Origin of the sequence: Zobellia galactanivorans (genome assembly GCF_000973105.1) — a bacterium.
Lineage (GTDB): Bacteria > Bacteroidota > Bacteroidia > Flavobacteriales > Flavobacteriaceae > Zobellia > Zobellia galactanivorans.
In genome coordinates this window covers 490652-504311 of sequence record NC_015844.1, presented here as the reverse complement: position 1 = coordinate 504311, position 13660 = coordinate 490652, and the positions used below count along the sequence as shown (strand labels likewise).

The window sequence follows — 13660 nt, the reverse complement described above, 5'->3', positions numbered from 1 at the left end:
CATGAAAAAAACATATAAGAAAATAATAGCCTTGTTCGTTGTAGGGGTATTTTTAGGATCCTGCCAAGATGACCTCGACCAAACCCCTATCGATCCCGATAGTTTTACGGAACAAAACGTATTTGCAAGTCCTGATGAGGCCAAGGGTGCCTTGGCCAAACTTTATGCAAGTTTGGCCCTTACAGGTCAAGAAGGGCCTTCGGGACAAGCCGATATCAGTGGAATAGACGAGGGAACGTCACAGTTTTCACGAATGCTTTTTAGCCTGAACGAACTGACCACCGATAATGCCGTAGTCGGTTGGGGAGACCCGGGCCTGCCCAATCTTCATGAAATGAACTGGGATGCGAACAACGATTTTACTACGGCAATGTATTACCGTTTGGCCCAAGAGGTGTCTTTCTGTAATTCCTTTATCGAAAATGCCCAATCGCTTGCCGATGATGCAGAGGTGGGCTATTATATTGCCGAAGCACGGTTTTTAAGGGCTTTTGCCTACTATAATCTAATTGACCTTTATGGCAATGTTCCCTTGGTTACGGTAGTTTCTACCGAGCTTCCAGAACAGAGTCGCCGATCGGAAACCTTTGATTTCGTTGAAAGCGAATTATTGGAAATTCAAGACCTGCTCAAAGATAGCCAGTCTAACGAGTACGGACGTGTAGATCGAGTGGCCGCTTGGGCACTGCTGTCTAAACTGTACTTGAATGCCAAAGTGTGGACGGATCAAGATAAATACACCGATGCGGTTACTTATGCCAATAAGGTCTTAGGCTCTTCTTATTCCATAAATACGAACGATACCAATGGAAACGGTACGGCCTATGACGAGCTTTTTTTGGCGGACAATGATACCAACGGGGCTCAAAATGAATTTATTTTCGCACTTAATTTCGACGGAAACCAATCGAGGACATATGGAGGAACGACCTTTTTGGTCCATGCTGCCGTGGGCGGTACAATGGAAGCTTCAGATTTTGGAGTGAACGGAGGATGGAGCGGATTAAGGACTACCAGTGCCTTAGTGGAGAAATTCGATGCCTCGGCCACTGATTTCGATTCTGATGGGCATCCGGTGCAATGGGCCGATATGAGGGCGATGTTTCATGCCGACGGACAAAATTATGACATCAATACGATTGCCAATACGTTTACCGATGGTTATGCCGTAACCAAGTTTAAAAATGTAGACGCCCAAGGTAATGCGGGTAGCGATGCCGGAGGTGAATTTGTAGATTCCGACCTTCCTATTATCCGTTTGGCCGATATATATCTGGTATACGCGGAAGCCGTTTTAAGAGGTGGCTCCGGTGGCGATATCAATACGGCCGCATCTTACATCAATGAGTTGAGACAACGTGCCTATGGTTCCACAGCGGGTAATATTAGCGCCGCTGACCTTACCCTGAATTTTGTTTTGGACGAAAGGGCCAGGGAATTGTTTTGGGAAGGACAAAGACGCACAGATCTTGTTCGTTACGGTCTCTTTACTTCAAATAGTTATGTATGGCCATTTAAAGGTGGGGTCAAAAACGGAACCGCGGTCGATTCCTATAGAGACTTGTTCCCACTTCCTGCCAATATTATTTCAATCAATAGCAACCTTACCCAAAATACGGGGTATTAAAAACCATAAAAAATGAAAAAAATAGCATTTGTAATTACCTCACTCGTAATTTCATTGGGCTTTTATGCTTGCTCTAATGATGATGATTTTACTTTTGTGGCCCAATCCAATACTGAGGAAATATCCTTTGAAAACACCCTTCTCGAGTCTTATCAACTTAGCTCCGCTAATGCCGATAACCTCGCCGAACGCTTTATTTGGAATAAGGCCGATTTTGATGTGCCCACTCCCGTTTATTACGAGGTCCAGGCTTCTTCCGATGAATCTTTTGAGGCTATTACGGTTTTGGCAAGCGACCTCACCGAGAATAACTACGGGGTTACCGTTGCCAATATGTTAAGTTTGGCAGAAGACGCGGGCTTGGATAACGCCCCTGATACAGAGGCCCCTAATACCGGTACATTATATTTTAGGGTACGCGCCTATGTTGGCGATGATGCCGCAAATGTAGTGGAACAATTATCCGAAACCTTGTTATTCCCGGTCGTACTTGTTCAAGAAGAGGAGGGAGAAAGTCCGATAGAAATAAAACCGCATTTGTTTATGGTCGGAGACGTTACCGAGGCCGGATGGGACAATAATGCGAACAATACTCCACTTTTTAGGGATTCTGAAAATGACAATAATTTCTTTTTTACAGGAAGGTTTGCCGGTAGCGCCTCTACGGAAGGATTCAAACTATTGGAAGTTTTGGGTGCATGGCAACCTCAATGGGGGGTAGACGGGACCAATGTGAGCAGCAGCGATATCCTAGGAAGTGACCCGTCTGCGTTTGAGGTTGACGAAGACGGTTATTACAGCTTCAACATCAATACCGAAGAGCTTACTTATACCCTAGAAAAATATGATGCTTCCGCGGCAGCTACCTATACCAATATCGGAATTATAGGTGATGCGAGTGCAGGAGGATGGGATACCGATACCGATCTTGTCCAATCCACTTTTGATCCCCACCTGTGGCATGCAGAGGGAGTTGAACTTGTAGACGGTGAAATAAAATTTAGGGCAGACCATTTGTGGGACAATAGCTGGGGTGCCAGCACTGAATTAAGTGGTCAGGGCATGAACAATAATGACCCTAATATTCCTGTCAAGGCAGGGACTTATAACGTTTGGTTTAACGATCTTGATGGAAGATATATTTTAATACCTCAAGAATAGGGTTAGCTGAAGAGGAGTCCGAAACCATGGGTTTTACCTGATGTTTCGGACTTCTTTTTTCTGCCTATAAAGAATATAATATGAAAAAGATCTACAGATTTTTTTGTTTCGGACTGGCCATAATGGCCTCTTGTTCGAGTGATGATGACCAATCGGTAGTTGCCGATACCAACGACAATACCCAAAAGGAAATTATAAGTCCAATTGAACTATCTGATTACGATAATGGAAGCGGGGTTATGATGCAAACCTTTTATTGGGATGTTGAGCCAAGGGGGGAGTGGTGGACAAACCTCTCTGGAAAGATAGACGACTGGGCCGAAAGTGGGGTAGACAGGTTGTGGTTGCCCGTAGCGACCAAGGGGGCATCGGGAGGTTACTCCATGGGGTATGACCCATCCGATTATTTTGATTTTGGCGAATTTGACCAACACGGAACAGTGGAAACCCGTTTCGGTAGCCGGCAAGAGTTGGAAACATTGATTGAAAAAGCCCATGGGAAGGGCTTGGAAGTTATCGCCGATATTGTTATTAACCACAATTCGGGAGGGGGAGAGGAATATAACCCGTATAGGGACAAAAATACCTATACTTTGTTCGATGAATTGCACGGTAATGCCTCTGGAATGTTCAATAGGAATTTCGAAAATTTTTACCCGAACAGTACGAGTAATTATGACGATGGAAGTTTGTTCTACGCCGAGCAGAATCTAGATCACAACCAAGAATATGTTCAAAATTGGCTATGGAAATCGGAGAATTCGGTAGCCAAATATTATAAGAACGTAATGGGGTTTGATGGATGGCGCTTCGATTATGTTTTAGGATATGAACCTTGGGTGGTCAAGGCATGGTTAGATGAAGTAGGGGGATTTTCGGTAAGTGAACTCTGGGATGGAAATGCCGATGTGCTTTCTCAATATGTCGATCAGACGGGTAGTGGAGTCTTTGATTTTGCTACCTTCTATAAATTGGAGGAAGCTATGGACCGTTTTGACGATCTTACGGTTTTGGAAGGTAAAATGTTGTGGAAGACCCATCCTGATAAATCCGTTACCTTTGCCGCCAATCACGATACCGAAAAAGATGAAAACGAAGACAATCGGATTGCCGATGAGAACAAATTAAAGGCCTATGCCTATATATTGACACATCCGGGCTATCCGACCATTTTCTATTCCGATTATGAAAATGAAGCGTTTAAAGAACCGTTGAAACAGCTCGTACAAATTCATAATAGCTTGGCTATAGGTGATGCCGAAGTGCTTTATGTTGATAATGATGAGTACATCATGAAACGAGCGGGTACCGATGATAATCCAGGGTTGATACTATATATCAATACTTCGGGGAATACTAAAAAACGAACGATAAAGTCGGCATGGAACAATAGCTATTTAATGGATTACACCAAAAATGTCCATGGCTCGATTACGAGTGATGAAAATGGAGAGGCCCTTATTGAGGCACCTGCCAACGGCTACAGTATTTGGTCTATTGCCAAAGTAAATTAAAAATTAAGTATTATCTACTTTGATAGGTCGAGGGCGTTCGATAATGAAATAGCCGGCTTAGCAGGGTCAAAATGATTTATAAAATGAAGAAAATATTTTTTGCCATTGCGGTTTCCATTTTACTTTTTCCACGGGCAATAGCGCAACAATTGAAATCGCCCAACGGTGATTTTTCAATGGGATTCACTTTGGTCGACGATGGAATACCGGTCTATAACCTGTCTTACAAAAACCAAGAAGTAATCAAGCGGAGCAAACTAGGGCTAGAGCTTAAGAACGATGAAAAATCATTGTTGAGCGGTTTCTCGATTACCGATACGCAGACCACTACTTTTGATGATACCTGGGTTCCGGTTTGGGGAGAGGTGAATGAAATAAGGAATCGTTATAATGAGCTGAAGGTTGATTTGAAACAAGAGGGCACCGAAAGGGTTCTTCGGCTTCGTTTTCGCCTATTTGATGACGGACTCGGGTTTAGATATGAGTTTCCCGAACAGCCCGGTCTAACTTATGTGGTCATTAAGGAAGAGCGTACCCAGTTTGCCATGACCGGTGACCATACGGCCTTTTGGATTCCAGGGGACTACGATACGCAAGAATACGATTATACCGAATCAAAGTTGTCGGAGATACGCGGTAAAATGGAAGCGGCCATTACACCCAATGTTTCCCAGACCCAATTTTCCCCCACCGGTGTACAAACATCCTTAATGATGAAAACCGATACGGGGATATACATCAACCTGCATGAGGCGGCCTTGATCGATTATCCATGTATGCACCTGAACCTTGATGATAGCAATATGGTATTCCAATCTTGGTTGACACCCGATGCCAGGGGAGACAAAGGGTATATACAAGCACCTTTTGAAACTCCTTGGCGTACGATTATCGTAAGTGACGATGCACGCGATATTCTATCCTCTAAAATGACGTTGAACCTAAACGAACCTTGTAAGATTCCAGATACCTCATGGATAAAACCTGTGAAGTATGTTGGGGTTTGGTGGGAGATGATTACCGGAAAAAGAAGCTGGTCGTACACCAATGACTTTCCTTCCGTAAAATTAGGAAAGACCGATTACAGCAAGGCAAGCCCTAACGGTACCCATGCCGCAAATACCGAACATGTTAAGGAATATATCGATTTTGCCGCTGAAAACGGATTCGACGGGGTTCTGGTAGAGGGATGGAACCAAGGTTGGGAAGATTGGTTCGGAAATTCAAAGGACTATGTATTCGATTTTGTAACTCCATACCCTGATTTCGATGTAGCGGAAATTCACCAATATGCCAAATCAAAAGGGATAAAGATGATCATGCACCATGAGACTTCGGGATCGGTTCGTAATTATGAGCGGCACCTGGACAAAGCCTATCAGTTTATGAACGACCACGGCTACGAGGCGGTTAAAAGTGGGTATGTGGGCGATATTATCCCTCGGGGAGAATACCATTATGGCCAGTGGCTTGTAAACCACTATCAATATGCCCTTGAAAAAGCCGCTGACTATAAGGTTATGGTAAATGCCCATGAAGCGGTACGGCCGACAGGAATTAGTAGAACGTATCCGAATTTGATAGGCAATGAATCGGCAAGGGGTACCGAGTACCAAGCTTTTGGAGGGAATAAGCCTAACCATGTTACCGTTTTGCCCTTTACCCGGTTGGTAGGTGGACCGATGGATTATACACCGGGAATTTTTGAAATGGATATCTCTAAGTTGAATCCGGAAAATACCTCGCACGTCAATGCTACTATAGTCAATCAATTGGCATTATATGTTACAATGTATAGCCCATTGCAAATGGCCGCGGATCTACCCGAGAACTACAAACGTTTTCCAGATGCCTTTCAATTTATAAAAGATGTAGCCGTCGATTGGGACGATAGCAAATATCTTGAGGCCGAACCGGGTAGGTATATTACCGTGGCCCGTAAAGAAAAGGGTGCGTCGAATTGGTTCGTCGGTAATGTCAATGGAAATGAAGCTAGGACATCAAAGATAAAATTGGACTTCCTTGAAAAAGGGAAAAAATATACGGCTACTATTTACGCCGATGCGTCCGATGCACACTATAAAACCAATCCACAGGCATATAAGATTTCGACCAAGACCGTAACCTATCGTTCATTTTTAAAGTTAAGGTCGGCATCGGGTGGTGGGTATGCCATAAGTATAATTGAAAAATAAGCATAAAGCAAAGCAATGGTCGACTCCGACTTTTATGGGGCTTTATCCTATGGTTTGCTTTTGCTTGGAAAACAGCATTGAAATCAATTCACATGAAACGTGATTGGATCCACTTTTATTGGTGATTCTTTATAGGGAATGTTAAGGAGGCTGCTCAGATGAAATGGGTTTAGCCTCCTTTTTTTTGTGCACGACATGCTCAAAAGTGAAGTGTAGGTCATGGTATATGACGACAATATAACATCTTATGGTTTTTCTGCCATCGGATAACCGTAAGTAGGTACGAAAGAACGACCCCGAAAAAATGGCAATTGGAGTTAAGACAAAGGAAAAACCATGGACCCTGACCCCACCATTTCGGTTTTTATGTGCTCTAAAACGGCATCTAAATTATTCCTGTAGCTGGTAAACGCGTGCGTAGTCGATTATCATTTTCTGAGGAAAGATACTGTCATCAATGCCTTTTAGTCCTCCCCAACTACCCCCGATGGCCAGGTTCAATTTTAAATGGAAAGGCTGGTCAAAAGGCCATTCCGCATTGGTTTTGTGCTGGTTTTCAAACTGATGGTACGCAGTGCCGTCTAACAGGAATACAATTTTTTCGGGAGTCCATTCAATGGAATACTCGTGGAAATCGTCGTAAGGGTTTTCTATAAAAACCGATTTGCCTACTTCGGTTTTTTTGATGTGGTTGAAAGCTTCGGTGTGCACCGTACCGAAAATCGAATCGCTTTGATAGCCAACGTGCTCCATGATGTCTATTTCCCCGCATTTGGGCCAACCGACTTCTTTCCAGTTTTTGCCCAGCATCCAAATGGCCGGCCACGTTCCGGTGCCCTTGGGTAATTTGGCCCTAACGCTGACTTTGCCATATTTCCACTCGTTCAGGTCTTTGGTGGTTATACTGGCCGAGGTATATTCCCCAAACTCTGTGTTTTTTGTCCAGTTGTCGGCCTCTTCGGAAACGAATGTCTCGTTTTCCACCTTTTCCTTATGGGACTCTATAATAAGGAAGCCGTCCTCAACACGAATGTTTTTGGGGTTATCGGTATAGTACTGTGCTTCGTTGTTTCTGATAAAACCTATTTCATAGGCCCAATTGTCAAGATTTGGTTCGCCCTTACCATCGAATTCATCGGCCCATACCAATGTATAGCCTGCTGGCGATTCTTCTTCCGCCTCGGTATCGTTGGTTTTCTTGTTGTTGCCATCACAGCTGCCAAGGGTAAGGCCTATAAAAATAAGAGGTATTAGGTATTTTGAAAAAAGGGATTTTTGCATGGGGTCTTAGTTATGTATACAAGATAAGAAACTTCGGGAAAAGGTAATGGTCGACACTAGGTTCTTCATGGAAGAAATCGCTTTTAGGGTTGTGCTGTTTTCTTAAGTAGAAGCTCGGGCTCGTTGGTGGTGATATAATCGAAATCGTATTTCAAGAACCATTCCATGTCTTCCTCTTCATTTACGGTCCAGGCATTTAGGGCTAGTCTGTTCTTTTTGGCACTTGTAATCCATTCCGGATGTTTTTTAAAGACGGATAAGTAATAATCGGCACCATCGATGCCATCACGTTTCAATACTTCGGGAGATTTGCTGCCGTCTAGATACTGCGTGTGTACTTCAGGATTCAGTTCTTCCAATCGCTTTAAAATATCATAGCTAAAGCTGATATACACCACCATATGTTGTGCGTTGAGCTCGTTTATCAAATGATAGACTTTCTCTGCGATCAAGAGTCCCCTTTCCTTGTTTTTAGAGGGTTTGATCTCGCACACAAGGCGGGTCGTAGTATTGTTTTCAAGGCCGGCCAAAATATACTGCCTTAGGGTGGGCAACACCTCTCCGTTCTTCAATGGAAATTTGCTTAGCTCTTCATAAGAGCTTTCTTCAATTTCCAGGTTGGCGTAATCTGGGTCGTGGGTAATTATTAGAGAATCGTTCGCGGTCATACGTACGTCAAATTCGCTACCTGCACATCGCATTCGGATGGCTTCCTTAAGGGAAGCTATGGAGTTCTCCGGTAAATTTTTGGCCTTCCATGCCCCTCTGTGGGCCACCACTTTGTTTTGTGAAAAATCGACGGTTTTTTTTGTGGTTGAACACGAACCGACCAGAATCATTGTCATCAATAGAACAATATATCTCATACTTTACTTTTTTAGTATTAATATTTGGGCACAGGCCCTACGACCCATGCCCAAATCACTCAACTCAATTAATTATTACTCGGGGAAACTATTAATTATAACCATCGTTTTGCGGGTAGCCAGGACCTAGTAAATCAAGATCGATCTGTGCAATAGGGAAATTGATATAGTAAGGCTTCCAATTGGTACGTGGGTCTTTTTCGCCCAAGTTGGCCGGATAGTATTCCGCATCACCTGCGTAGTTCGTGATTTGCCTATCGATGACCTCTTGCCCCATTCTTTTTAAGGTAAACCATCGTTCTCCTTCAAAGGCAAGTTCACGGGCCCGTTCGTCCAGTATGGCCTGTTCGTCCACTGTGGCCAAGGGAGCGGCTCCCGCCCTTGTTCTTACCGCGTTTATATAGGGAAGGGGGTCTCCACTTGAGCGCATTATGGCCTCTGCCGCTATCAAGTAGGTTTCGGCCAATCTATATACCATTATATTGCTTCTTTGAAGATAGGAATTAGGGTTGTCGTCTTCTTCGGCAAACTTTATACAAGAGGGGTGAAGCCTTTGGTAGTACGAAGTATAGGTGTCACTAGGGTTGTTCAAATCTGTAATCGGCTTATAGATCTTGATTTCTTGATTTATACTATCACCGGAAGTATAATAGTATTTTAGCCTAAAATAAGTGTCGTCATCACGGGTGTCATTGGGGTCTTCCGCAAGCAGGTCGAGCAAATATTTGTTGGGAAGTATCCTTGAGAATCCTCGCCCACCTTGTGCAATATTGGCCTCTATCCCAGAAATCTGAAAGTATTGGGTAACATAGTTGGCGTTGATCATGGTGTTGTCGCCACCGCCCAATAGGTCGTCTTGAGACTGTATTACAAACAGGGCTTCTGCATGGTTTTTATCTCCGGAAAAGACTTCCTCCGTTGTAGGCATCAGGCTATGGGGTCCTTCCTCTATAAGGGAAACGGCTTGGTATTTGGCTTCCTCCCAATCGCCTTCCCACATGGCCACTTTGGCTTTTAGATGTTTTGCCGTCCCCTTTGTTACGCGACCAAAGGTATCGTTCCATTCCAAATGCTCTATGGCGAAATCCAAATCGCTATTCAGCAGTGCAAAAATCTCTTCCTTCGATGATTTGTCGTTGATGACATCAAAGGCATTGTCTACCGTAACCGTATTGGTGGTAACATAGATGTTGTTGAACATTCGGTATAGGTAGAAATAGGAGTTCGACCTAAAAAACTTGGCTTCGGCCAAAACTTGGTTTCTTATATCTTCGTCGATATCCTCCAGAGCTTCGGCAGCATTGATAATTTCGGTTGCCTTGTTGGCAATATTATAAAAATGTTTCCAAAATAACGAGGATACAAATTTGGCGCCTTGATCTACGGGAGATACCCCTCTTTCATACCTGCCCATTAACCCGGTATAGCCGGTTCTACTGAAGGCAAGGTCGCTTCGTGAAGACATTAACACCCCGCCCATAAAATCTTCGGTGCCGTTGTCATATCGATCCCTATTGAACTTGTATAAACTTACTACGCCCGATTTTAAACCATCTTCGGTAGTATATATATAGTCGGAATCGATCAAGGTACTCGGTTGCTCTTCTAGGTAGTCTTCACACGATATGGCTATAACGACTACGCTTAGTAGGGCAAATCCCTTCATTAATTTTAGGTATAGTTTTTCGGTATTCATAATTTCTTTTTTTTTAAAATTTAACCCTTACACCAAAAGTGAAACTTCTTGCATCTGGATAGCCGGTGTCGGCATTCGAAAAGGTACTCCTGATATTTACTTCAGGACTATAGCCGATATAGTCGGTATCCGTAAATAGGTTCGTTCCGGTAATATAAAACCTAATTTGCTCAAGGCTTAGGTCAGAGGTTATGGCATCGGGCAATGTGTAGCCTAAACTAACGGTTCTTAATCTTACGTATGACGCATCCCTTACCGCCAATGAATTTAAGTACAATGGGGTAGTGTCGTAATTAGGTCTAGGGAAAGATGTGGAAGGATTTTCGGGAGTATAATAGTCCACCTTTACACCATTGAGCTTTCCGGAAAGCGTTCCGCCGTTATTGAAATCGGACAAGAAAGGATTCACTTTGGTCGTACCTTCAACCGCATAAAAGTCTACGAACAGGTCAAAGCCTTTGTATGCTACCGAAGTGGACAATGAACCGAACCAGTCGGGGTTAGGACTCTTAAAGACCCGGTCTTCGGGAGTTATTTTTCCGTCCGGTATTCCGGTTTCGTTGCCGTTTTCATCTACCCCGTTGGTATCTTTTATTTTGATGTCTCCAGGTCTTAGGTTTTCCTGTGGAAGTGCCGATTCGGGGTTGGCCTGCGGGGCATTGGCAAAATCTTCACCTTCTTGCCAGATACCGTCAAACTCGTACTGGTAAATCACGCCAACGGGTTGCCCTACATAGTATCCGTAGGTGTCATCTGCAATGATGGGGTTGCCGTCGCCGTCATTATAGAGTTCCAATAATTTGTTTTTGTTCTTTGACCAATTGGTTGAAACCGACCATTTAAAATTATCGGTAGTGATAAGATTGGCCGTTAGATTTAACTCTACACCGGTATTTTGTAGTTCCCCGGCATTAAAGAAGGTGTATTGGTAACCTGTGATGGAAGGAACCCCCCGTCGAAGCAACAGGTCGGTGGTTCGCGCATCGTAATAATCGACATTACCTGTCAAAGCCCTATTGAACAAGGAGAAATCAAGACCTAAGTTGAGTGTCGTTATCCTTTCGAATTTTAAATCGGTATTGGGGAGAATGACCGATGGCGAGTATCCTGAGAAGGATTCCCTGTCGAAAGTATAATTTTGTCCATCTGCGGTAAATAAAGAGGTATAGGCACGGCCAAGGTCATTAACCAAAGAACCGTAACTCGCCCTGAGTTTTAGCTCTTGAACAGCATTGACATCCCTTAAAAAGTTTTCGTTATGCAGTTTCCAAGCAGCGGAAGCGGCCGGGTTAAAGCTCCATTTGTTGTCTTGTGAATTTACCGAAGCCCCATCGGCCCTAGCGGTTGCGGTCAGCAAATATTTATTGTTGAGGTTATATCTGGCCCTGGCCATAAAGGAAGCCAGTCGTTGCTGATTTTTATCGCGTTCTACGGTTACGTTCCCTACGGCATTCGATATACCGTCATAGCCCAAACTTTCATTTGAAAAACCTTGTCCCTCGGTAAAGGTTCTGCTGTATTTGTTTTCTTGGGAAGATTGAACCAAGGTTAGGTTGAGCTTGTTGTCCTCGTTAAAGGCCTTGTCATAGGTCAATATATTCTCTATCAAATAAGACTCGGTCAAACGGTTGTCGATTCTGGCGATACCATTGACATCGTCGCCAGCGGAACTTAGTGAAGATTGGTATTGCCCTCTTTCCGATGTTCTTCTGGTAAGGTTGGTCTTTAATTGATACTGTAGGTCTTTGGTGATTTGCCAAATGGGGGTAACGTTGATTACGTAATCGTTTCCTTTTTCATCATTGTCTTGTTCCCGTAGGTTCCAAATGGGGTTAACGGCCGACAGTTCCTCGCCGCTTGGAAACTGGGTTAGGTTGCCGTCTTCGTCATAGGCCCTGCCCAAAGGAGAGGTGGTTATTACGTTTACGTTGGCGGCCCTTTCGGTATCATCGTTCAAGATATTCAGGTCAAAATTCACTGAAAACTTGTCGCTGATTTTTTGATCGACGTTGAGGCGTAACGTTTTTCTCGTATAACTAGAAGTTGGAATAATACCTTCTTCCTTAAAGTAATTGACACTGCCGAAAACCTTGGTGAATTCCGAACCGCCACTAACGCTCACGGCATGACTGTTGACATAACCGTTCTTTACCAATTCATCCTCCCAATCGATGAATTCGTTGTTGGCTATGGAGGCCAATTCTAGTTCTGAAAAAATATCCTCTTCATTTGGGTAGGAGCCATCCGCAATGTTGGATCGGGCAGCTTCCCTTCTTAATTGGGCGAACTCCTGTCCGTTATAGACATCGAAATTACGCTCCATTGTTTTTGAGCTTACAAAGCCATGATAGTTTACGCTTACTTTTCCGCTTTTACCTCTCTTGGTAGTGATCAAAACAACACCATTGGCCCCTCTTGATCCGTAAATGGCCTGTGCAGACGCATCTTTTAAGAATTCAACCGACTCAATATCGTCAGAGTCGATATCTTCGATGCCGCCATCCCTAATAATACCGTCGACAACATAAATGGCGCTAACGCTTCCTTCAATGGAACCTTGTCCCCTGAAGATGATGTCGGAAGTACCCCCAGGTCTTAGGGTTCCGCCTCCTACATCTACCTGTAGACCGGCTATTCTACCTCTTAGCATTTCGTTGACATCCGATGTCGGGGTCAATAGGGCCTTTTCAACATCGGTAACGGCAACCGCATTGACCACATCACTTTTGTTTTGGGTACCATACCCAACTACAACGACCTCTTCCAGTTGGCTGGAATCTTCCTGTAATGTAATGGTGATAGGGCCGTTTGAAATGGGTACTTCCGTAGTGGCGTAACCGATATACGAAGCAATCAGGGTAGTGGCGCCTTGGGGCGCGTTCAAAGAGAAATTACCATCAAAATCGGTAGATGTACCCTGGGTGGTTCCTTTGACCACTATCGAAGCTCCCGCTAGGGGAATTCCATCTTGGTCAAGAACTGATCCTGTTATTTTTTGCTGGTCTTGCGAATAGACGACTACAGCAGAAAAAATATTGAGCAAAAGCCACAGTAGCTTTTTTCTTGGATTAAATAATTTGATAATCATAGAATGTTGGTTTTGTTCAAGATTAAAAGTTGAGTTTTTAGATAGTTATACATTTTGTATCACTAGAACATATAGTTCCATTGTTACCAATGTAGAGAGATTTCTCTTTTGAGAGGGAAAACGTGGCACTACAAAAACATACATATTGAAATAGTCTTGGCCATAGCTTCTTAAGCCCCATTATTTATAGGATTTTCAGCTATTTTGTTTTTGCTTGCAATAGTGGGGAAAA

The 13660-nt window shown here is 43.7% G+C and carries 8 protein-coding genes; 4 read left to right on the top strand and 4 right to left on the bottom strand.

Annotated elements, in window-relative coordinates:
* Window position 1 precedes the first annotated feature (1 nt).
* The 4 genes from ZOBGAL_RS01750 (at window position 2) to ZOBGAL_RS01735 (ending at window position 6497) form a co-directional block, all read left to right on the top strand.
* Window positions 2–1627, top strand: a complete 1626-nt coding sequence (locus ZOBGAL_RS01750) for a RagB/SusD family nutrient uptake outer membrane protein (protein ID WP_013991757.1) — start codon at window positions 2–4, stop codon at window positions 1625–1627.
* A 12-nt stretch (window positions 1628–1639) separates the two neighbouring features.
* Window positions 1640–2788: a SusF/SusE family outer membrane protein gene (locus tag ZOBGAL_RS01745; RefSeq protein WP_013991756.1), complete on the top strand. Its 1149-nt coding sequence runs from the start codon at window positions 1640–1642 to the stop codon at window positions 2786–2788.
* An 80-nt stretch (window positions 2789–2868) separates the two neighbouring features.
* A complete protein-coding gene (locus tag ZOBGAL_RS01740) occupies window positions 2869–4302 on the top strand; it encodes an alpha-amylase (RefSeq protein ID WP_013991755.1) in 1434 nt (477 codons plus the stop codon).
* A gap of 83 nt (window positions 4303–4385) precedes the next feature.
* Window positions 4386–6497 (top strand): glycoside hydrolase family 97 protein, encoded by a 2112-nt coding sequence (locus tag ZOBGAL_RS01735; protein ID WP_046287285.1) that lies wholly within the window; start codon window positions 4386–4388, stop codon window positions 6495–6497.
* Window positions 6498–6887: 390 nt separating this feature from the next.
* Here ZOBGAL_RS01735 and ZOBGAL_RS01730 read toward each other — a convergent pair whose 3' ends face one another.
* From ZOBGAL_RS01730 to ZOBGAL_RS01715, 4 genes are all read right to left on the bottom strand, one after another.
* Window positions 6888–7778 carry a glycoside hydrolase family 16 protein gene (locus ZOBGAL_RS01730; RefSeq protein WP_013991753.1) on the bottom strand — a complete coding sequence of 297 codons (891 nt, stop codon included), beginning with the start codon at window positions 7776–7778 and terminating at the stop codon, window positions 6888–6890.
* An 83-nt stretch (window positions 7779–7861) separates the two neighbouring features.
* On the bottom strand, window positions 7862–8644 hold the full coding sequence (locus ZOBGAL_RS01725) for a glycerophosphodiester phosphodiesterase (protein ID WP_013991752.1): 783 nt from the start codon (window positions 8642–8644) through the stop codon (window positions 7862–7864).
* Between the two features lie 91 nt (window positions 8645–8735).
* Window positions 8736–10340, bottom strand: coding sequence for a RagB/SusD family nutrient uptake outer membrane protein (locus ZOBGAL_RS01720; protein ID WP_013991751.1), 1605 nt, complete (start codon window positions 10338–10340; stop codon window positions 8736–8738).
* Window positions 10341–10353: 13 nt separating this feature from the next.
* On the bottom strand, window positions 10354–13428 hold the full coding sequence (locus ZOBGAL_RS01715; protein WP_013991750.1) for a SusC/RagA family TonB-linked outer membrane protein: 3075 nt from the start codon (window positions 13426–13428) through the stop codon (window positions 10354–10356).
* Window positions 13429–13660 lie beyond the last annotated feature (232 nt).

Coding starts and splice junctions, on each gene's coding strand:
- ZOBGAL_RS01750 (WP_013991757.1), top strand. CDS start 2: ATGAAAAAAACATATAAGAAAATAATAGCCTTGTTCGTTGTAGGGGTA.
- ZOBGAL_RS01745 (WP_013991756.1), top strand. CDS start 1,640: ATGAAAAAAATAGCATTTGTAATTACCTCACTCGTAATTTCATTGGGC.
- ZOBGAL_RS01740 (WP_013991755.1), top strand. CDS start 2,869: ATGAAAAAGATCTACAGATTTTTTTGTTTCGGACTGGCCATAATGGCC.
- ZOBGAL_RS01735 (WP_046287285.1), top strand. CDS start 4,386: ATGAAGAAAATATTTTTTGCCATTGCGGTTTCCATTTTACTTTTTCCA.
- ZOBGAL_RS01730 (WP_013991753.1), bottom strand. CDS start 7,778: ATGCAAAAATCCCTTTTTTCAAAATACCTAATACCTCTTATTTTTATA.
- ZOBGAL_RS01725 (WP_013991752.1), bottom strand. CDS start 8,644: ATGAGATATATTGTTCTATTGATGACAATGATTCTGGTCGGTTCGTGT.
- ZOBGAL_RS01720 (WP_013991751.1), bottom strand. CDS start 10,340: ATGAATACCGAAAAACTATACCTAAAATTAATGAAGGGATTTGCCCTA.
- ZOBGAL_RS01715 (WP_013991750.1), bottom strand. CDS start 13,428: ATGATTATCAAATTATTTAATCCAAGAAAAAAGCTACTGTGGCTTTTG.